Raw genomic sequence first — 20,542 nt, 5'->3', positions numbered from 1 at the left:
GGCCCACAGCCTCCCGGCCCCTCGCCCGTCAGCCTGCCGGGAGGCCGCGCGCGGCGCGGCTGCCCCTGTACCGGGTCTCAGCGTCGCGCCAGCGCCAGCACGCTGAGACCGAACATCAGGACGCCCAGGGGAAGATGGAGCGACGGTATGTGCGCGATGCCGAGCACGACCTGGGCCGAGGCGAGGACAAGGAAGCCGGACGCGTGCCAGACGGGCCGAGGCGAGCCGCCGCCCGGCTTCCAGGCAAGGACCGCCGCGAGCACGTACAGCATCGACGCCCCGTACATCACGCGGGCTCCGACACTGTGCAGCGTCTCTCCGTAGGACGCGGTCAACAGCAGTCCGGCGGAGACCGCTTGAAGGAAGATGGTCAGGGTCTGCAGGGTGATCGCCATCTGCAGAAACGAGAAGTGCCGCTGTGCCGTCGTCGCCTGGGTTGCCATGCCGCGGTCCCCATTTCCGCCCGGGGGCGGTTTTCCCGCCTGCGGGCAGTAGATCGATAAGGTCTCACAGGGCTGACGACGTGGGCCCGCGAAAGGTAAGGCCGAGGGGTGGGGCGAGGGGGCGGTCGGGAGCATGGGGACGGCTGGGACGAGCACGGATGAGGTAGCCGGCGAGCGGCGCCAACTGATCAATATCGCCTACCGGTTGCTCGGTTCACTGGCCGAGTCCGAGGACGCCGTACAGGAGGCCTACGCACGCTGGTACGCGCTGCCACGGAGCCGGCAGGAGGAGATCCTGTCCCCCGGCGCCTGGCTCACGACGGTGACCGGCCGCATCTGCCTGGACGTGCTCGGCTCGGCGCGGGCCCGGCGTGAACGCTATGTCGGCGCGTGGTTGCCCGATCCGCTGCCCGACCACGCCGAGTGGGACCACGGCCATGGCACCGACCTCGCCGACCAGATGGTCCTGGACGAATCGGTGACCATGGCCTTCCTGGTCGTCCTGGAGTCGATGACACCTGCCGAGCGGGTGTCGTTCGTCCTGCACGACGTCTTCCGGTACCCCTTCGCCGAGATCGCCGGCATCCTCAGCCGGACCCCTGCGGCCTGCAAGCAGCTCGCGGCCTCCGCACGACGGCGGGCGCGCGTCGCGGGGACCCCGGCGGTGGCGGCCGGGCAGGCCGACGCGGTGCGGCATGTCAAAGAGGCATGGGAGTCCAAGGACATCGCGGCCCTCGTCGACCTCCTCGACCCGGACGCCGTCATGACCGCCGACGGCGGTGGCATGGCCGGCAGCGCCCTGCGCCCGATCGAAGGCGGTGCGCGCATCGCCCAGTACATGGTCGCCATCGCCGACAAGGCTCCGGGGCTCGAACTCCTTGAGCGGTCCGTCAACGGCATGCCGGGCCTGGTCGCCCAGCGTGCGGGTGCCGTCATGACCGTAGCCGCGTTCGAGGTCGCCGACGGCCGCGTCACCCGGATCTGGGCGGTCCGCAATCCGGAGAAGCTGCGGCCGTGGGAGAGGCACTAGGTCCTGAACGGTGAGTCATGCGGAGGGCGTTCGCGGATGTGGAGTCACCCGCGTTCGCCACCTGGCTAGGAGCGCCTGCGCGTCGTGATCGCAATGGTCGTCCCGATTCCCGCCATCACCAGGCCGATCCCACCCAGGATCACCGGCAGCAGCCACAGCGAGGTGAACCCGTTGATCCGCGCGTCATCGGGCGAATCGGCGAGGTACAGCACCTCGACCTGCTCCCCTCTTTCGTACGACGGCGGATTGGAGCCCGCCGAGCTCCGGAACGTCCTCGGCGTGCCGTCCGCCGAGGTGAACTCGACGACCGGGTACGCCGTGGGCCCGTCGTTCGCTCTCTGCTTACGGGATCCGCTGTGGGTGTCGTTCCGCCACTCCAGCGACACCACCGTCCCCGGGGCACGCTCGGCATCCGTCAAGTACGAGACCGACACCCCCGCCGCGATCAACCCGCCAATCATCAACAACGTACCCATCGTGATCATCCCGAACGTGACCCACCGACCGGCACCCCACCCACGCACCCGAACCCGCACTACTTCCCTCTCACTTGCCCAAAGTCAGAGGGACGCTATCCCAGGCGCTCCGAGCGCCGTGCTCCAGCCCCTTGGGGTCCACGAGTTTCACAGCATCTGCACCGGGGCCCGAACTCTGGCTAGGCCCCGCGCTTCTTCGGTGTTGTCTTCGCCGTCTTTCTCCCGGCTGTCGTCTTCTTCGCCGTGGACTTCTTGGAGGCGGTCTTCTTGCCTGTCGTCTTCTTGGCGGCCCTCTTCTTCGGCATCTCGTGGACGGTCGCGTCCTCGCCGCTGCCCCCGCTCTCGCCGCGGGCGGCCTGCGCCTTGGACACGGACTCCTGGAGCGCCGCCATCAGGTCCAGGACCTGCCCACCGGCCGGTGTCTCCTCCTCGTCCTGCGCGGGCGGCTTCTTTCCGCCGGCCTTTGCCCTGATGAGCTGTTCGAGGGCTTCGGTGTAGCGGTCGGTGGCCCAGTCCTGACCGTCGATGCCGTCGGCGGTCATGGAGTCGATCAGGAGCACGGCCCTGTCGATCTCCTCGTCGCTCACGTCGACCGCCTTGGGCGCCAACTGCTGCGGATCCCGGACTTCGTCGTCCCACTTCATGGCGTGCAGCAGGATCACACCGCCCTGCACACGGAGCAGTCCGAGGCGCTCTCTTCCGTGCCACGCGAACTTGGCGACGGCGGCCTTGCTGTTCCGCTCGAGAGCTTTGCGCAGGAGCGTGTACGGCTTGGCGGCGACCTGCCCGTCGGCCTGGAGGTAGTACCCCTCCCCCATGCGGACCGGGTCCACGCTCTCGTAAGGCACGAACGCCGCGATCTCGATGGCCTTCGCGGTCGGGAGCGGCATCTCGTCGAGTTCGGCGTCGGTGACCGCGACGATCGTGTCCTTGCTGACCTCGTAGCCCTTGCCGATTTCGGCGCTCGTCAGCTGCTTTCCGTCGATCTCGCAGACCTTCCGCGTGCGGACCCGGCTCATGTCCTCGAGGTGGTACTGGTGAAACGAGATCGAGTGGTTCTCGGTGGCGGACAGCACCTTGATCGGGATCGTGACCAGGCCGAACGAGATCGCACCGGACCAGACGGGGCGGGGCATGAGCTACCTCCGTGACAGCCCCGAGAACACCAGTGTGGGGTCTGAGCGATCACTTCACCATCTCGGAGCCGGCCGGTAAGGGGCGCGCTGCATATGCGTAACCCGCAAAACCTACCCGCAACGCTCCGCTAACATGATCGAACTCACAACGAGTGCCGTGATCGCCGTGCTTCACCGGAAAACATGCCATCTAGCACGAAGAGTGAGCTATTTAACTGACACCTAACAAATCGGCTAAACCATTGATATCTATAGCATCTCGAATGTTTTCGCGGAAAAACTTCAGAACAATGTTCGTCGCGTGGCGTCAACCACGGGCGATGCTGTGGACCGCGGCGAGCGTGGTGGCCCTCGGGTTCCTCGTCGCACTGGAGATCACGGCGCGCCACTACGGCGTGGCGGGGCCGATCACCAATCAGGCGCAAGAAGTGATCTTCGCGCCCAAATCGGGGCCACTGCTGTACGCCGGTATGGCGTTGATGATGGTGGCGCTCACCTGGCGGCAGCGATTCATCGCGCTCGGTGTCGCGGCCGGGATCGACATCGTCTTCTTCCTGGTGCGGTGGGCTGTCGACGCCAAAATGATGTTCGGCAACGGCGCGTTGTGGGTGATCTTGGGCTGTGCGGTCATCGCTGTCACGCGCCGCACCGGCCAGGAACGTGTCCTGCTGCTCAAGGGCGTCGGACTGAGCCTGCTGCTCGTGGCCGGCCGCAAGACCGGTGACACCTGGCTGCTCATCACGTCGAAGACCCGCCCGACCGTGCTCGACCAGTACGTGGCGACCGCCGATCACGCGCTGGGCAACCCGTCATGGCTGGCAGGCCGGGTGGTCTCGTCCACCGGCTCCGTCGGCGCCCACGTCCTGGACTACGTCTACATCCAGCTCGCCGTGGCCGCGGTCATCGTCGCGCTCTACCAGCTGCGCAACGTGGCGAGCGAGCGCCGCTTCCCGGCCCATCATCTGGTGCGCACCTTTCTGGTCATCGGCCTGGTCGGTCCCGCCATCTACATGATCTTCCCGGTGGTCGGACCGATCTTCACCTACGGCACCGGGGCCTTCGGCACCGGCGGCGAGCACTGGGCCCTGGCCAACCTGTGGCCGCACACGCCACCGCCGATCGCGACCCCGCACGCCATACCTTTCGACGAGATCACCCCGCGCAACTGCATGCCCAGCCTGCACACGGCGTGGGCCACCACGATCTTCATCCACTCCCGCAAGGGCCCACGACTTCTGCGGTACGCGGGTGTGTTCTGGCTGATCGCCACGCTCTCCGCGACGCTGGGATTCGGCTATCACTACGGCGTCGACCTCATCGCCGGCGTGGTGTTCGCGTTCACGATCGACGCGGCACTTCGCTCGCTCGCCCGTGGCTGGGACCGGGCAGGAATCCAACTGGTCGCCTATGGCACAACGGTCTTCGCTCTGCTCCTGGTGTCGTATCGCTATCTGCCGATGCAGATGGCCACCTATCCGTGGGTGTTCGGACCACTTCTCATCCTGGCGATGATTTCCGTGATCCACGGCTTCGTGCGGACGACCAAGCTGTGGGAGCCGAAGGCCGCACCGTCACCGAAGCCGGAACCACAACCCGAGATGGTCTGAGGCACGTCGCACCCGCGCCGATGGTTGCCCGTCGTGCGCGAGTACGGCCCAAAAGTCCGCCGTAGCGACCTGCCCCACTGATGCAACCGACGCATCCGCACCGTGGAGGGCACCCGGCACATTGACCCCCGGGGTCTCCCGGTGTTCGCTCGCCTACGGTGCACCTGGTCACGACCGATCGCCGCAGAGGCTGAGGACCGGGGTGTCCGGTGCGAGCCTGCCGCCTTCCCCGGCCGGCCTGCTCGCACCGGCCGGGGCCGAGCCCCCGGGGGACCGCGCACGGGGGACTGCGCACAGCGGGAACTGCGCACGGGGACCGACACGCTCTGCCACGCCCTTCCCCCTTCATGAGCGGGCCCGGACGGCACACGCAGACCGCTGTCGACACAGGAGGAACCGATGACCGTTCATCAGCGCGTGACGGCCGCAAGCGCCGCGCTCGCCGCCCTCTGCGCCGTGACCGTCCTGAGCCCCGCGGGCGCGTCCGCCGATACCGCCGTGCCGAGCACCGAGCGGGTGAGCGTCGGCCCGGGAGGCGTCCAGGGCAACGCCGCCTCCACGAACCCCTCCATCAGTGCCGACGGCCACTACGTCGCGTTCGTGTCGGCGTCCAGAAACCTGGTCGAGAACGACACCAACGGCACGCCCGACGCCTTCGTCCGCGATCTGCGCACCGGGAAGACGGAGCGCGTCAGCGTCAAGAGCAACGGCAGAGCGAGCCACGGTGTCGTACGGAAGGTCTCGCTCAGCCCCGACGGGCGCTATGTGGTCTTCACCTCCACCGCCGACGATCTCGTGAGCGGCGACCCCAACGACCTCGACGACGTCTTCCTGCACGATCGGGACACCGGAAGGACCACACGGATCAGCCCCACGGGCGCGTCCTACGACGGGCTGCGCAGCCACCTGACGTACGACCCCGTGGTCAGCGGCGACGGCCGCTACGTCGCCTACGCGTCGGGCGCCGAGGATCTCGTCGCGGGGGACGCCAACAAGCGGGACGACGTCTTCCTCTACGACCGCAAGAAGAAGACGACGGAGCTGGCGCAGCTCACCAACGAGGGCAAGCAGGGCGAAGGCGACGCGTTCGCCCCCGCGTTCGCCGGGGACTCCGGCGGCCGGTACCTCGCCTTCACCTCCAACACCTTCAACCTGGCCGGGGTGGAAGACCACTCCTCCGCGACGGACATCTTCCTGCGCGACCGGGAGAAGGGCACCACGGAACTCATCAGCATTCCGCACAGCTACAACCGCAAGACCCCGTCCTGGGACGCCGCCCTCAGCGGTGACGCCCGCTATGTGGCGTTCACCTCGGCCTCCAGGGCGCTCAGCCCGGAGGGACCGGCTCCGACCAGCTCACAGAACGTCTTCCTCTACGACCGCGAGTCGAAGCGTATGCGGCTGGTCAGCGCCACCGCTGACGGCACTCCGGCCAATGGGGAGAGCGACGACGTCTCGCTGAGCCGGGACGGGCGCTACGCGGCGTTCACCTCCGCCGCCTCCAACCTCGCCCCCGAGGACGACGGCGACAGCAGCACGGACGTCTTCCTGCGGGACATGGTGACCGGGGACGTACGCCTCATCAGCGGCGAGAGCGAGCCGGTGGGCGAGGACACCGCACCAGGGCCGCGCACCGGCGTCAGTGAAGGAGGCGGCGCGGTGGTGTTCGACTCCCCCGCCGGAAATCTCGTGCCCGACGACACCAACAGCGCGGCCGATGTCTTCCTGCGGCTGCTGCGCTGACGTACTCCTGATCTCGTAGCCATCGCGACGAGAGATCTTGAGCGCGTTGATCTTGGACACACGGAGGCAAGTGATCTTCGTTCTCGACCTCCGTAAGGGAGTGCAATGACCGTACCCTCGCGCCCGGTTCAACGTATGGACCGTGAGCGGCGCTTCGATCTGCGCGCGACTGCCCTGTTCTTCGCTCTGCTCGCGATCATCCTGTGCGTTCTGGTGTTCCTGATCCGCACTGCGGCGAGCGTCGTCGAGAGCCGCCCGCTGTGGGTCGGCTCTCTCCTCGTGGTGGGCCTCGCTGCCGCGCACCTGTGCCGGTCCAAGTGGCGCCGCGTCTCCGCCGCGAGATACGCGCGCCGTGCTGCCGAGGCACTGGAGGAAGCGGCCGAAAGAGCCTCCGACAGCCTCGGCGCCACGACGGCACCGGCGGACCCCGGTTCGGGACCGGCAAGCTCGGGACGGGCAGGCTCGGGACCGGAGGAGGCGACCGGCGTCCTCGGCCCTCCCACCGAGTACACCGAGTACACCGAGCGCCCGGAGTACGCCGAACTCGATCCCGACGGCTTCGAGCACGCCATAGCCGACCTGTGCGTTCGCGACGACTGCCAGGAGGTTGAAGTGGTGGGAGGCGCATGCGACTTGGGTGCGGACGTCATAGCCATCACGTCCGACGGACTCCGCATCGTCATCCAGTGCAAGCGTTACGGTGACGCCAACAAGGTCGGATCTCAGGACCTGCAGCGCTTCGGGGGGACCTGTTTCACCGTCCACGAGGCCGACATCGCGGTGCTCGTCACGACGAGCGACTTCACCGCTCCCGCCCTCGAGTACGCGCAGCAGTGCGGCATCGTGTGTGTGAACGGCGAGGGCCTGGATGCCTGGCTCCACGGCACCGGGCCCAGCCCCTGGGAGGGCGCGGGCGCCGATGCCTGACCGGGGCGAAGCTCTTCATCAGGAGCGCAGTTTCACCCTGCTCAGCGCGGCGACGCCCAGCGCCGCAAGGCCGATCTGGATGAGCCATTCGATCCAGTCGACGCCGTCCGTGTCCGCCACGCCCAGGCCCGCGGCGACGGCCGTGCCGACCAAAGCCGCCGCGATGCCGACGACAAGTGTCCAGAGAATGCCGATGTGCTGCCGCCCCGGAACGACGAGTCGCCCCAGTATCCCGATGACAATTCCGATCACCACAGCACTGATGAGACCCGAAATCTCCACGATTTCCCCTTTGTTGGCGTCCTTGCACCAACCGAGTGCCCGTGGTCCCGGCGGATAGGCACCGTCACCGCCGCCCGCCCGTCAGCGGTAGCCGGATCTGTCCAGGCGCCTGAGCACGGGCGATGCCGCGGCCCCGTGCAGTATCACCGACAACAGGACGATGAACGTCACCACTGCCCACAACTCCTCCTCGAACGCCTGCAGTTCCCCCTCCCCCAGCGCATACGCCAGGTAGAAGACGGACCCGATCCCCCGGACGCCGAAGAAGGAGGTCATCGCGCGTTCCCCCGGAGTGGTCCTCCCTCGCAGCTGGGCGATCCAGCCTGTCAGCGGACGGATCACGAGCAGGACGAGGACGGCTGTCATCGCGCTGCCCAAGGTGAGGGCGGAAAGACCGCCGCAGGCGATGAACCCCCCGATGAGGAACAGCACACCGGCCGTGAGCAGCCGCTCCACCTGCTCCATGAAGGTGTGCATCACCACCTGGTACCCGTGGGCGCGCTCGGCGGACCGGATCGCGCAGGCCGTCGTGAACACGGCGAGGAACCCGTAACCGTGCAGCATTTCCGTGAGGCCGTACGAGATGAAGGTCGCCGCGAGAGCGACGAAACCCTCCCTGTGCTCGGAAAGACGGAGCGCTTCCCAGCCCGCCCGGAAGAACATCCAGCCGAGAAGCCGGCCGACCAGCAGGCCGACCGCCACGCCCACCGTGACACGTACCGCCACGTCGCTCCACAGCCAGTGGCCCACCCACTCGCCGGACCAGCCCGTTTGCGACGCCGCGAACATCGCGAGGGCCGCAAGGACCAACGGGAAGGCGAGGCCGTCGTTGAGGCCCGCTTCCGTGGTGAGGGCGAAGCGCACCTCGTCCTCGTCGTTCTCGGCATCCGTCGGCTCACCGACACGTACCTCCGCGGCGAGCACGGGGTCGGTCGGTGCGAGAACGGCGCCCAGGAGCAGGGCGACGGCCGGCGGCCAGTCCACAAGACCCCAGGCGATGAGGGCGGTGGCCGCGACGGTCAGCGGCATGGTGATGCCAAGCAGGCGCCAGGCGGTGGACCAGGACCTTCTGCCGAACGGTCTGTTGATCGCAAGACCGGCCCCCATCAGGGCCACGATCACGATCACCTCGGTGAGGTGCTCCAGCCACGCCCTGTGCTCGTAGGGGTCCAGATCGGGCAGCCCGGTCGGCAGCAGGTAGACGAGGAACCCCACGGCCAGAAAGACCATCGGCATGGACATCGGCTGCCGCGCCACCAGTCTGGGCAGGACCGCGGCGAGCAGGGCGCCGATCCCCACGCAGGCGTACCCGACGTCTGCGGCTGTCACTTCCATCTGCCGGCACCTGTACCTCTGCTCGTGGTGATCTCCTGCTGGGGGGTGCCCACTTGGATCAGTCCCAACCGAGTCACACGTCCCGATCGACGTGCCGTTGAAGCACATCGCAGACGTGCTGGAACTCCTCCATGAGGCGGCTGGACTCGACGACGAGAACTCCGTACGGGCGATCCGGGTCGGCCAGCGGCAGGCCCGCCCGGCTCGCTCCGTCGGCCACGTCCCGACAGCGCCCCTGGGCCTCCTCGGCCAGGCCGCACATCTGGCGGGCCTGCTCGGTGAGGGAGTCCTCGTCCAGCTCGCCGAGCACCTGGGCGATCTTCGCGAGAGTCTCGAGGAAGTCGGCGTAGCCCCGGAGGAATGCCAGGTCGTCGTGCCGACCGCCCTCCTCCTCGTGCCATTGGTGCAGGCTGCGCGTCAGCGACGACACTTGGTACAGCGAACGTTCGAGGGCTCCGAGCACCGCGCCGTACCCCTCGAAGGAAGTCGGGCCCCGGTACCTGCGCAGCAGTCGGCGCGGGTTGAAGTAGAGACTTTCCTCCGCGGTACGGAAGCCGTCCCTCGCCTGCGTGATCAGCCCTCCGGTCTGCTCGGCCCTCCAGCGCCACTGCCGGCAGTTCTCCTCGTTCAGCTCTCCCTCGCGCAGCACCGGATACATGTCGCTCACCAGCTCGCCCAGAGCGGTGGACAGCGAGCGGATCCCGTACTCGGCGCTGCGGTAGCGCATCGGCGGGGCCACCGTGACGTTGACGACGACGCCGATGGCGCAGCCGATGAGGACCAGCAGGATGATCTGCCCGAGCTGGGTGACCTTTTCGGTCGCGGACGTGGCGGAGGCGTAGGTGGAGAAGGCGAAGAACGCCGCGGTGGCGACCTGCGCCCCCTGCGCGCCGAGCGCGGGCCAGCGCCCGATGGACAGGCCCACCAGTGCGACGAAGACGAACGTCAGCAGGTCGGGGCCGCCCAGGAACCCCAGGGCGGCGACCATGGCCACGCCTGCTGTCACCGCCGCCAGGTAGCGCAGCGACTGCAGCAGGGACTGGTACACCGTCACCTGCATGATCAGCACCGCGGAGAACGGGGCGAACGCCGGGGACGGCGCGTCGAGCATGTAGTAGGAGACCACCCAGGCCAGGGTCGCGGCCAACGTGCTCTTGAGGACCAGGAGCAGCGTGTGGCGCTCGTAGCCCGGAATCCCCCGCGCGCGCTGCCACCATCGCCGCGCACGCTCGAACCGCCCCTGGGCCGCGGCTTCCAGCCCCTGCCCTCCGCCCTCGCCGGCCATGCACCGACTCCATTCCGATCAGCAGGTCATCGAGCCCAGCCTGGTACCCGGCAGGGCCGTCCGCATGCGGACCGGCGCCACTGTGACCCTGAGTGACGTCAGACCATCCACCCGTGCCTCCACATCCGTGCCGATCTTGTGCATCTTTGCAGTCAGTGCCATGGAACCCGGACGAGACCTCTCATCTTGCTGAGCGGCTCCTGCCAACGGCGTGATAACACGTAGTGATCAAATCCAAGGAGACGACGACATCATGGGTATCTTCAGCCGTCGCCAGACCGCGACCCTCGAGCCGACGCCGTCAGTGGGCCCCGGTTCGTCTTTCCCCACGGCAGCCGACGCCGCGCTCGACCCGGCGCTTCGTGCGCTGACCGGGCAGTGGACCATCGACCGCCCGCACAGTCGCATCGGGTTCTCCGTGCGGCACGCGATGGTCACGACGGTGCGAGGTGCCTTCGCCGACTACGACAGCTCGCTCTACTTCGACGGTGCCCGGCCCTCCGAATCGCGGGCCGAGATCGTCATCAAGGTCGCCAGCGTCGACTCCGGTGTGGAACAGCGGGACACCCACCTCATAGGCGCCGACTTCTTCGACGCGCGCCGCCACCCGGAGATGACGTTCCGCAGCACCTCCACGGTCCATGAGGGCGGCGAGACCTTCCGCATGGTCGGGGAACTGACCATCCGGGGCATCACCCGGCCCGTCGAGCTGCAACTCGACTACCTCGGCTCGGTCGTGGACCCCTTCGGCTTCGAGAGGGCCGGTTTCGACGGCACCACCACCATCGACCGCACCGACTGGGGCCTGGTCTACAACCAGCGCCTGGAACAGGGTGGCGCCATGGTGAGCGAGAAGGTCCGGCTGCAGTTCGACATCTCCGCGATCCGGGCCACGCTCCCGGAGTAGTACACGGCAGTGACGACGAGGGGAGGGCCCCATCCCGGTGTCGGGACGGGGGCCCTCCCCTCGTTCGTAGGCCGGAGGCCGGTGCTCAGTCCTCGCCCTCCAGATCGCCTTCCGTCTCCAGGTACGCCTGGCGCAGGGCCTCGATCACGGCAGGATCGGGCTTGGCCCACATACCGCGGGACTCGGCCTCGAGGAGGCGCTCGGCGATGCCGTGCAGAGCCCAGGGGTTGGCCTGCTTGAGGAATTCACGGTTGGTCGGGTCCAGGACGTACGTCTCGGTGAGCTTGTCGTACATCCAGTCGGCGACCACGCCCGTCGTCGCGTCGTACCCGAAGAGGTAGTCGACCGTGGCGGCGAGCTCGAAGGCCCCCTTGTAGCCGTGGCGGCGCATCGCCTCGATCCACTTGGGGTTGACCACGCGGGCGCGGAAGACGCGCGAGGTCTCCTCGACCAGCGTGCGGGTGCGGACCGTCTCGGGGCGGGTGGAGTCGCCGATGTACGCCTCCGGGGCGCTGCCCTTCAGCGCGCGGACCGTGGCCACCATGCCGCCGTGGTACTGGAAGTAGTCGTCCGAGTCGGCGATGTCGTGTTCGCGGGTGTCGGTGTTCTTCGCCGCGACCTCGATGCGCTTGTACGCCGTCTCCATCTCCTCCCGCGCCGGACGCCCGTCGAGTTCACGGCCGTAGGCGTAGCCGCCCCACACCGTGTAGACCTCGGCGAGGTCGGCGTCGGTGCGCCAGTCGCGGGAGTCGATGAGCTGGAGCAGGCCCGCTCCGTAGGTGCCGGGGCGGGAGCCGAAGATGCGGGTGGTGGCGCGGCGCTCGTCGCCGTGGGCCGCCAGGTCGGCCTGCGCGTGGGCGCGGACGAAGTTCGCCTCGTCGGGCTCCTCAAGGGATGCGGCCAGGCGGACGGCGTCGTCCAGGAGACCGATCGTGTGCGGGAAGGCGTCGCGGAAGAAACCGCTGATGCGCAGGGTGACGTCGATGCGCGGGCGGCCGAGCTCGTCCGCGGGGATCGCCTCAAGGCCCGTGACACGGCGCGAGGCGTCGTCCCAGACGGGGCGGATGCCCAGCAGGGCGAGGGCTTCGGCGACGTCGTCACCGGCGGTGCGCATCGCGCTCGTACCCCACAGGGACAGGCCGACCGAGGTCGGCCAGTCGCCGTTGTCGGTGCGGTAGCGCTCCAGGAGCGAGTCGGCCAGGGCCTGGCCGGTCTCCCAGGCGAGGCGCGACGGCACCGCCTTGGGGTCGACGGAGTAGAAGTTGCGGCCGGTCGGCAGGACATTGACCAGGCCGCGCAGCGGGGAGCCCGAGGGTCCTGCGGGGACGAAGCCGCCCTCCAACGCGTGGACGGCGTGGTCCAGTTCGTCGGTCGTGGCGGCGAGGCGCGGTACGACCTCGCTCGCGGCGAAGTCGAGGATGTCGGCGACGGACTGCGGGTGACCCGCCGCGACCGTGGCGACGGCCTCCGGGGCCCAGTCCGCGTCCTCCATCGCCTGGACCAGGGCGCGTGCCTGCTCCTCGACCGCGTCGGCGCTTGTGCGGGTGGCCGCCGACTCATCGAGGCCGAGCGCCTCGCGCAGGCCGGGCAGCGACGCCGTGCCGCCCCAGATCTGGCGGGCGCGCAGGATCGCGAGGACCAGGTTGACGCGGTCGGCGCCGGCCGGGGCGCCGCCCAGGACGTGCAGGCCGTCGCGGATCTGGGCGTCCTTGATCTCACAGAGCCAGCCGTCGAGATGCATGATGAACTCGTCGAAGCCCTCGTCCTCGGGGCGGTTTTCGAGCCCCAGGTCGTGGTCGAGCTTGGCGGCCTGGATCAGGGTCCAGATCTGGGCGCGGATCGCGGGCAGCTTCGCCGGGTCCATCGCGGCGATCTGGGCGTGCTCGTCAAGGAGTTGTTCGAGGCGGGCGATGTCGCCGTAGCTGTCGGCGCGGGCCATCGGCGGTACGAGGTGGTCCACGAGGGTGGCGTGGACGCGCCGCTTGGCCTGCGTGCCCTCCCCCGGGTCGTTGACCAGGAACGGGTAGATCAGGGGGAGATCGCCGAGTGCCGCGTCGGGGCCGCAGGCGGCGGACAGACCCGCGTTCTTGCCGGGCAGCCATTCGAGGTTGCCATGCTTGCCGAGGTGGATCATCGCGTCGGCGCCGAACCCGTTGTCGTCGGCGGAGGCGGCGATCCAGCGGTAGGCGGCCAAGTAGTGGTGCGAGGGCGGCAGATCGGGGTCGTGGTAGATCGCGATCGGGTTCTCGCCGAAGCCGCGCGGCGGCTGGATGAGGATGAGCAGGTTGCCGCGGCGCAGGGCGGCGAGGACGATGTCGCCCTCCGGGTTGCTCGACCGGTCCACGAACATCTCGCCGGGGGCGGGACCCCAGTGCTGCTCCACGGACTCGCGGAGCTCGGCGGGGAGGGTGGCGAACCAGCGCCGGTAGTCGGCCGCCGGGATGCGGACGGGGTTGCGGGCCAGCTGCTCGTCGGTGAGCCACTCCTGGTCGTGGCCGCCCGCCTCGATCAGCGCGTAGATCAGCTCGTCGCCGTCGCCGGAGACAAGTCCTGGCACCTCTTCCGTACCGAAGTCGTATCCCTCGGCCTGGAGTCGGCGCAGCAGGGAGACGGCGCTCGCGGGGGTGTCGAGGCCGACCGCGTTGCCGATCCGGGAGTGCTTGGTCGGGTAGGCGGACAGGACGAGCGCGATGCGCTTGTCGGCGGCCGGGATGTGGCGCAGCCGCGCGTGCCGTACGGCGATGCCTGCGACGCGGGCCGCGCGTTCGGCGTCGGCGACGTACGCGGGGAGTCCGTCCTCGTCGATCTCCTTGAACGAGAAAGGCACCGTGATCAGACGGCCGTCGAACTCGGGGACCGCGATCTGGCTCGCGGCGTCCAGCGGCGATACGCCCTCGTCGTTGTCCTCCCAGTCGCCGCGCGAGCTGGTGAGGCAGAGCGCCTGGAGGATGGGTACGTCGAGGCCGCTGAGGGCTCCGGCGTCCCAGGACTCGTCGTCGCCGCCCGCCGAGGCTTCGGCGGGCCGCGTGCCGCCCGCCGCGAGGACCGTGGTCACGATCGCGTCGGCGGTGCGCAGTTCGTCGATGAGTTCGGGCTCGGGGGTGCGCAGCGAGGCGACGTACAGCGGCAGCGGGCGGGCGCCCGCGTCCTCGACCGCGCGGCACAGGCTGTCGATGAAGGCGGTGTTGCCGCTCATGTGGTGGGCACGGTAGTAGAGCACCGCGACGGTCGGTCCATCGACCTGACGGGCGGTGCGCTCCAGCGGGCCCCACGAGGGTGCCGGGGCGGGCGGTTCGAAGCCGTGGCCGGTCAGCAGGACGGTGTCGGAGAGGAACCGGGCCAGCTGCTCCAGGTTCGCGGGGCCGCCGTGGGCCAGGTAGGCGTGGGCCTCGGCGGCAAGGCCGATGGGGACCGTCGATGCGGCCATCAGCTGGGCGTCGGGGGCCTGTTCGCCGGTGAGGACGACCACGGGGCGTCCGGTGGCGATGACTTGGTCGAGGCCGTCCTGCCAGGCGCGCACACCGCCGAGCAGACGCACGACGACCAGGTCGGCGCCGTCCAGGAGCTGCGGAAGGTCCTCGAGCGGGAGCCGGGAGGGGTTCGCGTAGCGGTAGGCGATCGGTCCGCCTGCGGCGCGGGCGCTGAGCAGGTCGGTGTCGGACGTCGACAGGAGCAGGATCATGCGGCGTCGGGCCTTCCTCGGGGTGTCCACGCCCCGGGTGGTGTCGATGGCGTCTCCCCTGCTCGAGCGGACGAGAGCTCGGGGAAGGGAGTTCCTGACTCGCCCGGCACGGGGGCCGGGCTCACAGTGGCGGGACCGCGCCGGAATCGCACCGGGCTTCCTCCCCTTGTCGCCGTCTGTGGCGACGACGGGCCGGCTGGCCCGTCGCTAGGAATACTAAGGGCCGGGCAACTACCGGGGGGCAGGCGGACCTGCTGCGATAGGTCGGTATGCTCGCCGCCATGCCCCCATCGGTCCCCTCGCCAGCGCTCCCGGGAGACGAGTCTGCCCGCAGCCGCGGTGACTCCTGCCCCGGGACGCTCCGGCTGCACCGGGCGGATGACGGGGCGCTGGCCCGGGTTCGCATCCCGGGCGGCCTGCTGAGCACGGAGCAGGCGGATGTGCTGCGGGATCTGGCGGAGCGTCTTGGAGATGGCGAGTTGCATCTCACATCACGCGGCAATGTGCAGTTGCGCGGGCTGCGTGCGGACCGCGGGAGCGAACTGGCTTGCCTCCTTGGCGAATCGGGGCTTTTGCCCTCCGAACGCCACGAGCGGGTGCGCAACGTGGTGGCCTCCCCGCTCTCGGGAATCGACGGCCTCGGCGAGCGGGACATCCGTCCGTGGCTGTCCGCCCTGGACGGGCTGCTGTGCGCCGGCGACCGGGCCACCGCCCTGTCCGGCCGGTTCCTGTTCGCGCTCGACGACGGCCGCGGCGACGTGGGTGCGCTCGGCGGTGATGTGACCCTGACGGCGCGCGGCGAGGAAGACGCGCTGCTGCGGATCGGCCCGGCGCAGGACGCTGTGCTGATACCTGCCGCGCAGGCACCGCAGGCCGCCCTCATAGCGGCCGAGACCTTCTTGGAGCAGGCACCCGACGCGGGCTCCTGGCGGGTGACGGATCTGCCCGACGGCATCGGCCCTCTCCTCGACGCGGTCGTACGCCGGTTGCGGCAGGCCGGGTTCAGCCTCGCCCGCACCACCGCCCCGCTCCCCCGGGGCCCGGGCGGACCCGCCCTCGGCATCGTGCCCGGCCCACATGACAAGCACGACAAGCACGACAAGGCGGCGTTGTCCCTCGGCCTCCCCCTGGGACGCGTCAGCGCACCCCAGTGGCAGACGCTGACGGAGACCGCCCGCCACCGCGGCAGCGGAGAGCTGCGGCTGACCCCCTGGCGCGGGGTCGTCCTGCCGGGAGTCGAGCGGCAAGAGGCCGCGGAACTCCTGGAGGATCTGCAGGCCGTCGGCCTCATCGTCGGATCCGACTCTCCCTGGACCGGGGTGGGGGCCTGCATCGGGCGGCCCGGCTGCGCCAAGTCTCTGGACGACGTACGCGCGGCGGCGACGGCCGCCTTGGGTCCTGTGGGGGCGCTCCCCGTGTACTGGTCGGGTTGCGAACGACGGTGCGGCCATCCCCACGGGGAGTGGGTCGATGTCGTCGCCACTCCTGACGGCCATGAGATCTCCCGCGTCCACGGCGCGGAACACGAAGCTCCGGCAACCGTCCCCGGCAGCTCCGGCGGGCTCGCCGCCGCCGTGGCCGCGGCCCGCGGCTGACACGACATGAACAACCTCGCGACACCTGACTGTTCCATGCCCTATCAAGAGAGCGAACGCACTGTGCATCAGTACGAGAAGGACGGACCGGCGATCTACCGCCAGTCCTTCGCCACAATCCGCGCGGAGGCGGATCTGACGGGCCTGCCCGCCGACGTGAGCCAGGTCGCGGTCCGCATGATCCACGCCTGCGGCATGGTCGACCTCGTACGCGACCTCGCTTTCACCCCGGACGTGGTGGCCCGTGCCCGCGAGGCCCTGCGCGCCGGCGCCCCCATCCTGTGCGACGTCGCCATGGTCGCAAGCGGCGTCACCCGCAAGCGGCTGCCCGCGGACAACGACGTGGTGTGCACCCTGTCCGACCCCTCGGTGCCCGCTCTGGCCGCCGAGCTCGGCACCACCCGCAGCGCCGCCGCGCTCGAACTGTGGCGCGACCGGATGGAAGGCGCGGTCATAGCCGTCGGCAACGCGCCCACCGCCCTGTTCCGCCTGCTCGAAATGATCGAGGAGGGCGCACCGCGCCCCGCCGCCGTCATCGGTGTGCCCGTCGGCTTCGTCGGCGCCATGGAGTCCAAGGACGCCCTGGCCGCGCACCCGTCCGGCCTGGAACACATGATCGTGCGGGGCCGCCGGGGCGGAAGCGCCATCGCGGCCGCCGCACTCAACGCGATCGCCAGCGAGGAAGAATGAGCGTGAGCGAGCACAAGACAGGCCGCCTCTACGGCGTCGGGCTCGGCCCCGGCGATCCGGCCCTCATGACCCTGCGGGCGGTGGAAGTCATCGCTGAGGCCGATGTCGTCGCCTATCACAGCGCGCGGCACGGACGGTCGATCGCCCGGTCCATCGCGGCCGAGCACCTGCGCGCCGACCACATCGAGGAAGCGCTGGTCTACCCCGTCACGACGGAGACCACCGACCACCCCGGCGGCTACCGGGGCGCGATGGAGGACTTCTACACCGAGGCGGCGGCCCGCCTCGCGGTGCACCTCGACGCGGGACGCACGGTCGCCGTCCTCGCGGAGGGCGACCCGCTCTTCTACGGCTCGTACATGCACATGCACAAGCGGCTCGCCGACCGCTACCCCACCGAGGTGATCCCCGGCGTCACCTCCGTCAGCGCCGCCGCCGCCCGCCTCGGCACTCCGCTCGCCGAGGGCGAGGAGGTGCTCACCATCCTGCCCGGCACCCTGCCGGAGGAGGAGCTGACCGCCCGTCTTGCCGCCACCGACGCCGCGGTGGTGATGAAGCTTGGCCGTACGTTCCCCGCGGTGCGCCGCGCTTTCGAGAACTCCGGGCGGCTGCCCGAGGCCCACTACGTCGAGCGCGCCACGATGGCCGGCGAGCGCACCGACGATCTTGCCGCGGTCGACGCCGACTCGGTGCCGTACTTCGCGGTCGCGGTCCTGCCCAGCAGGATCGACGCGCCCCGACCCGAGCGCGCCCCGGAATCCGGCGAGGTGGCCGTGGTCGGCACCGGTCCCGCCGGGCCGCTGTGGCTCACACCTGAGACCCGTGGAGTGCTTGCCGCCGCCGACGACCTGGTCGGCTACACCACCTATCTGGACCGGGTGCCGGTCCGCCCGGGGCAGGTGCGGCACGGCTCCGACAACAAGGTCGAGTCGGAGCGCGCCGAGTTCGCCCTGGATCTCGCCCGGCGCGGGCGGCGCGTGGCCGTGGTCTCCGGCGGCGATCCGGGCATCTTCGCCATGGCGACGGCTGTCCTTGAGGTGGCCTCGCAGAAGCAGTACGCGGATCTGCCGGTGCGGGTGCTTCCGGGGGTGACCGCGGCCAACGCCGCCGCCGCCCGCGCGGGCGCTCCGCTGGGCCACGACTACGCGACGATATCGCTCTCCGACCGGCTCAAGCCGTGGGAGGTCATCGCCGAGAGGCTGCGGGCGGCGGCCTCCGCCGACCTGGTGCTCGCGCTCTACAACCCCGGCTCCCGCAGCCGGACCTGGCAGGTCGGCAAGGCCCGCGATCTGCTTCTCGAACACCGCTCGCCGGACACTCCCGTGGTCCTCGGCCGCGATGTCGGCGGACCGACGGAGAGCGTACGCACCGTGCGGCTCGCCGATCTCGATCCGGCCGATGTCGACATGCGCACGATCCTGCTCGTCGGGTCATCACAGACCCGCTGGGAGCAGCGGGGCGACGGACAGCAGATTGTGTGGACGCCCCGCCGCTACCCAGAGGACTAGACCTCCGGTTCTGCTAGACCTGGCTGCCGCCGAGTGCGCGCAGCCAGGCCAGGGCCTGCTCCGGGGCGCCGGCCACCGTCACGCCCTCGGGCACCGGCGGCCGGCGCACCACGACCACCGGGATCCCCGCCTCGCGGGCCGCGGCCAGCTTGGGAGCGGTGGCGGCGCCACCGCTGTCCTTCGTGACGACCACGTCGATGCGATGGCGGCGGATCAGCTCGCGCTCCCCCTCCAAGGTGAACGGGCCGCGGTCGAGCAGCACCTCCATCCGCGCGGGGTGCGGTGCGTCCGGGGCGTCCACCGAACGCATCAGGAACCACAGCTGGTCCAGAGCGGCGAAAGCGGCAAGACCCATGCGCCCCGTGGTGAGGAAGACCCGCTTGCCCAGCGCGGGCAGCGCGTCGGCCGCCTCGGCCAGGGAACCGGTCGTGTGCCAGGCGTCGCCGTCGCCCGGCACCCAGCCGGGCCGACGCAGCGCGAGCAGGGGAACATGGGCGGCAGCGGCGGCAGCGGCCGCGTTGAAACTGATCGTCTCGGCGAAAGGATGGGTGGCATCGATGAGCGCGCTCACCTGGTGCGTACGCAGCCATGCGGCCAGTCCTTCGGCTCCGCCGAAGCCGCCCACGCGCACCTCGCCCGGCGGCAGCTTCGGGCTTGCGACGCGTCCGGCCAGTGAGCTGGTGACCCTCGCTCCGGCGGGAAGCGTCTCCACCAGTTTCTCGGCGAGGCGGCGGGCCTCCGTCGTTCCGCCGAGTACCAGTACGTGCATCGGATCCATCCATGAGTGAGGCGAAGGGCGGGCGCAGCGCCCAACTCAAGCACACCGGTCTGCGGCCCGGCTGGACGACCGGTGCCTGCGCGACCGCGGCGGCCACGGCCGCCTACACGGCCCTGCTCAGCGGTGACTTCCCCGACCCGGTCACCATCACCCTGCCCAAGGGGCAGACACCGGCCTTCGCCCTCGCGGTGGAGGAGCTGGCCGAGGGGCGGGCGACAGCGGGAGTGGTGAAGGACGCGGGCGACGACCCCGACGTGACGCACGGAGCGCTTGTGCGGGCCACCGCGCGGCGGCTGCCGCCGGGGTCGGGTGTGGTCTTCAAGGCAGGGCCCGGCGTGGGCACGGTCACCCTGCCGGGCCTGCCGCTCGACGTCGGCGAACCCGCGGTCAATCCCGTGCCGCGCCAGATGATCCGCGACCACATCGCGCGGGTCGCCGCGGAGCACGGGGGTTCTGGCGACGTGGAGATCACGGTCTCCGTGGACCACGGCGAGGAGATCGCCCGCTCCACCTGGAACCCTCGCCTGGGCATCCTGGGCGGCCTGTCGATCCTGGGCACCACCGGCATCGTGGTGCCGTACTCCTGCTCCGCGTGGATCGATTCGATCCGCCGCGGTGTGGACGTGGCACGCGCAGCGGGGCATACGCACGTGGCGGGCTGCACGGGTTCGACCTCGGAGAAGACGGTGGTGGCCGAGTACGGGCTTCCGGAGATCGCCCTGCTCGACATGGGGGACTTCGCGGGCGCGGTGCTCAAGTACGTGCGCCGCCACCCGGTGGACCGCCTCACGGTGTGCGGCGGCTTCGCCAAACTGTCGAAGCTCGCCGCCGGACACCTCGACCTGCACTCGGCCCGCTCCCAGGTCGACAAGCCGTTCCTGGCCGCGCTCGCCCGGCGCGGCGGCGCGGACGAAGCCCTGACGGCCGAGGTGGAAGTCGCCAACACGGGCCTCGCCGCGCTCCAGTTGTGCCAGGCGCGAGGTGTCCCGCTCGGGGACCTGGTGGCCGTGGCGGCACGCGACGAGGCACTGGCGGTCCTTCGGGGAGCGCCGGTCGCCGTGGATGTCATCTGCATCGACCGCGCGGGCACGGTGGTGGGGCGCAGCAGCGTGCGCTGA

General features: G+C 70.1%; 17 protein-coding genes and 1 riboswitch. Of the genes, 9 read left to right on the top strand and 8 right to left on the bottom strand.

Going from position 1 to position 20,542, the window contains the following annotated elements; genetic code table 11:
* Positions 1–77: 77 nt before the first annotated feature.
* Complete coding sequence (locus ACFQ7F_RS20105; RefSeq protein ID WP_383272157.1) at positions 78–443, bottom strand: hypothetical protein; 366 nt, start codon at positions 441–443, stop codon at positions 78–80.
* A 133-nt stretch (positions 444–576) separates the two neighbouring features.
* Between ACFQ7F_RS20105 and sigJ the strand changes: the two genes are divergently transcribed.
* On the top strand, positions 577–1,473 hold the full coding sequence (sigJ, locus tag ACFQ7F_RS20100) for an RNA polymerase sigma factor SigJ (RefSeq protein WP_383272155.1): 897 nt from the start codon (positions 577–579) through the stop codon (positions 1,471–1,473).
* 65 nt (positions 1,474–1,538) lie between these two features.
* Here sigJ and ACFQ7F_RS20095 read toward each other — a convergent pair whose 3' ends face one another.
* Positions 1,539–1,949, bottom strand: coding sequence for a DUF3592 domain-containing protein (locus ACFQ7F_RS20095; protein ID WP_383272153.1), 411 nt, complete (start codon positions 1,947–1,949; stop codon positions 1,539–1,541).
* A gap of 179 nt (positions 1,950–2,128) precedes the next feature.
* Positions 2,129–3,085 carry a Ku protein gene (locus tag ACFQ7F_RS20090; protein WP_383272151.1) on the bottom strand — a complete coding sequence of 319 codons (957 nt, stop codon included), beginning with the start codon at positions 3,083–3,085 and terminating at the stop codon, positions 2,129–2,131.
* 290 nt (positions 3,086–3,375) lie between these two features.
* On the opposite strand from ACFQ7F_RS20090, the gene ACFQ7F_RS20085 reads away from it, so the two are divergent.
* The 3 genes from ACFQ7F_RS20085 (at position 3,376) to ACFQ7F_RS20075 (ending at position 7,362) form a co-directional block, all read left to right on the top strand.
* Positions 3,376–4,692, top strand: coding sequence for a phosphatase PAP2 family protein (locus tag ACFQ7F_RS20085; protein ID WP_383272149.1), 1,317 nt, complete (start codon positions 3,376–3,378; stop codon positions 4,690–4,692).
* Between the two features lie 399 nt (positions 4,693–5,091).
* The gene (locus ACFQ7F_RS20080) at positions 5,092–6,435 is read left to right on the top strand and encodes a hypothetical protein (RefSeq protein WP_383272147.1); all 1,344 of its coding nucleotides are present in this window, start codon (positions 5,092–5,094) and stop codon (positions 6,433–6,435) included.
* 105 nt (positions 6,436–6,540) lie between these two features.
* Positions 6,541–7,362, top strand: a complete 822-nt coding sequence (locus tag ACFQ7F_RS20075) for a restriction endonuclease (RefSeq protein ID WP_383272145.1) — start codon at positions 6,541–6,543, stop codon at positions 7,360–7,362.
* 18 nt (positions 7,363–7,380) lie between these two features.
* On the opposite strand, the gene ACFQ7F_RS20070 is transcribed toward ACFQ7F_RS20075, so the two are convergent.
* The 3 genes from ACFQ7F_RS20070 to ACFQ7F_RS20060 all read right to left on the bottom strand — a co-directional run bounded on the left by ACFQ7F_RS20070 (position 7,381) and on the right by ACFQ7F_RS20060 (position 10,264).
* Positions 7,381–7,644 (bottom strand): GlsB/YeaQ/YmgE family stress response membrane protein, encoded by a 264-nt coding sequence (locus ACFQ7F_RS20070; RefSeq protein ID WP_383272143.1) that lies wholly within the window; start codon positions 7,642–7,644, stop codon positions 7,381–7,383.
* Positions 7,645–7,725: 81 nt separating this feature from the next.
* A complete protein-coding gene (locus ACFQ7F_RS20065; RefSeq protein WP_383272141.1) occupies positions 7,726–8,979 on the bottom strand; it encodes a cation:proton antiporter in 1,254 nt (417 codons plus the stop codon).
* A 73-nt stretch (positions 8,980–9,052) separates the two neighbouring features.
* Positions 9,053–10,264: an aromatic acid exporter family protein gene (locus ACFQ7F_RS20060; RefSeq protein ID WP_383272139.1), complete on the bottom strand. Its 1,212-nt coding sequence runs from the start codon at positions 10,262–10,264 to the stop codon at positions 9,053–9,055.
* Between the two features lie 253 nt (positions 10,265–10,517).
* Here ACFQ7F_RS20060 and ACFQ7F_RS20055 point away from each other — a divergent pair, with 253 nt between their 5' ends.
* Positions 10,518–11,171 (top strand): YceI family protein, encoded by a 654-nt coding sequence (locus ACFQ7F_RS20055; RefSeq protein WP_383272137.1) that lies wholly within the window; start codon positions 10,518–10,520, stop codon positions 11,169–11,171.
* An 85-nt stretch (positions 11,172–11,256) separates the two neighbouring features.
* Here the strand turns inward: ACFQ7F_RS20055 and cobN are convergent, their stop codons facing one another.
* Positions 11,257–14,853 carry a cobaltochelatase subunit CobN gene (cobN, locus tag ACFQ7F_RS20050; protein ID WP_383272167.1) on the bottom strand — a complete coding sequence of 1,199 codons (3,597 nt, stop codon included), beginning with the start codon at positions 14,851–14,853 and terminating at the stop codon, positions 11,257–11,259.
* 88 nt (positions 14,854–14,941) lie between these two features.
* Positions 14,942–15,016, bottom strand: a riboswitch (cobalamin riboswitch).
* A gap of 106 nt (positions 15,017–15,122) precedes the next feature.
* Here cobN and ACFQ7F_RS20045 point away from each other — a divergent pair.
* The 3 genes from ACFQ7F_RS20045 to ACFQ7F_RS20035 all read left to right on the top strand — a co-directional run bounded on the left by ACFQ7F_RS20045 (position 15,123) and on the right by ACFQ7F_RS20035 (position 18,646).
* A complete protein-coding gene (locus ACFQ7F_RS20045) occupies positions 15,123–16,448 on the top strand; it encodes a precorrin-3B synthase (RefSeq protein WP_383272134.1) in 1,326 nt (441 codons plus the stop codon).
* 63 nt (positions 16,449–16,511) lie between these two features.
* Positions 16,512–17,138 carry a precorrin-8X methylmutase gene (locus tag ACFQ7F_RS20040; protein WP_383272165.1) on the top strand — a complete coding sequence of 209 codons (627 nt, stop codon included), beginning with the start codon at positions 16,512–16,514 and terminating at the stop codon, positions 17,136–17,138.
* Positions 17,135–18,646: a precorrin-2 C(20)-methyltransferase gene (locus ACFQ7F_RS20035; RefSeq protein ID WP_383272132.1), complete on the top strand. Its 1,512-nt coding sequence runs from the start codon at positions 17,135–17,137 to the stop codon at positions 18,644–18,646. Before ACFQ7F_RS20040 ends, ACFQ7F_RS20035 begins: the two co-directional genes overlap by 4 nt.
* A 13-nt stretch (positions 18,647–18,659) precedes the next feature.
* On the opposite strand, the gene ACFQ7F_RS20030 is transcribed toward ACFQ7F_RS20035, so the two are convergent.
* Positions 18,660–19,415 carry a cobalt-precorrin-6A reductase gene (locus ACFQ7F_RS20030; RefSeq protein WP_383272130.1) on the bottom strand — a complete coding sequence of 252 codons (756 nt, stop codon included), beginning with the start codon at positions 19,413–19,415 and terminating at the stop codon, positions 18,660–18,662.
* Between the two features lie 11 nt (positions 19,416–19,426).
* On the opposite strand from ACFQ7F_RS20030, the gene ACFQ7F_RS20025 reads away from it, so the two are divergent.
* Positions 19,427–20,542, top strand: a complete 1,116-nt coding sequence (locus ACFQ7F_RS20025) for a cobalt-precorrin-5B (C(1))-methyltransferase (RefSeq protein WP_383272128.1) — start codon at positions 19,427–19,429, stop codon at positions 20,540–20,542.

Source organism: Streptomyces sp. NPDC056486, assembly GCF_042795295.1.
Taxonomy (GTDB): domain Bacteria; phylum Actinomycetota; class Actinomycetes; order Streptomycetales; family Streptomycetaceae; genus Streptomyces.
Note: the sequence above shows the minus strand (reverse complement) of the source record. Positions and strands in the feature narration are given on the sequence as shown.

What these genes read in the sequence shown, in the direction of transcription:
- ACFQ7F_RS20065 (WP_383272141.1), bottom strand. Translation starts at nt 8,979, where the DNA reads ATGGAAGTGACAGCCGCAGACGTCGGGTACGCCTGCGTGGGGATCGGC.
- ACFQ7F_RS20025 (WP_383272128.1), top strand. Translation starts at nt 19,427, where the DNA reads ATGAGTGAGGCGAAGGGCGGGCGCAGCGCCCAACTCAAGCACACCGGT.
- ACFQ7F_RS20030 (WP_383272130.1), bottom strand. Translation starts at nt 19,415, where the DNA reads ATGCACGTACTGGTACTCGGCGGAACGACGGAGGCCCGCCGCCTCGCC.
- ACFQ7F_RS20075 (WP_383272145.1), top strand. Translation starts at nt 6,541, where the DNA reads ATGACCGTACCCTCGCGCCCGGTTCAACGTATGGACCGTGAGCGGCGC.
- cobN (WP_383272167.1), bottom strand. Translation starts at nt 14,853, where the DNA reads ATGATCCTGCTCCTGTCGACGTCCGACACCGACCTGCTCAGCGCCCGC.
- ACFQ7F_RS20090 (WP_383272151.1), bottom strand. Translation starts at nt 3,085, where the DNA reads ATGCCCCGCCCCGTCTGGTCCGGTGCGATCTCGTTCGGCCTGGTCACG.
- sigJ (WP_383272155.1), top strand. Translation starts at nt 577, where the DNA reads ATGGGGACGGCTGGGACGAGCACGGATGAGGTAGCCGGCGAGCGGCGC.
- ACFQ7F_RS20045 (WP_383272134.1), top strand. Translation starts at nt 15,123, where the DNA reads ATGCTCGCCGCCATGCCCCCATCGGTCCCCTCGCCAGCGCTCCCGGGA.
- ACFQ7F_RS20085 (WP_383272149.1), top strand. Translation starts at nt 3,376, where the DNA reads ATGTTCGTCGCGTGGCGTCAACCACGGGCGATGCTGTGGACCGCGGCG.
- ACFQ7F_RS20105 (WP_383272157.1), bottom strand. Translation starts at nt 443, where the DNA reads ATGGCAACCCAGGCGACGACGGCACAGCGGCACTTCTCGTTTCTGCAG.
- ACFQ7F_RS20095 (WP_383272153.1), bottom strand. Translation starts at nt 1,949, where the DNA reads ATGGGTACGTTGTTGATGATTGGCGGGTTGATCGCGGCGGGGGTGTCG.
- ACFQ7F_RS20060 (WP_383272139.1), bottom strand. Translation starts at nt 10,264, where the DNA reads ATGGCCGGCGAGGGCGGAGGGCAGGGGCTGGAAGCCGCGGCCCAGGGG.
- ACFQ7F_RS20055 (WP_383272137.1), top strand. Translation starts at nt 10,518, where the DNA reads ATGGGTATCTTCAGCCGTCGCCAGACCGCGACCCTCGAGCCGACGCCG.
- ACFQ7F_RS20080 (WP_383272147.1), top strand. Translation starts at nt 5,092, where the DNA reads ATGACCGTTCATCAGCGCGTGACGGCCGCAAGCGCCGCGCTCGCCGCC.
- ACFQ7F_RS20035 (WP_383272132.1), top strand. Translation starts at nt 17,135, where the DNA reads ATGAGCGTGAGCGAGCACAAGACAGGCCGCCTCTACGGCGTCGGGCTC.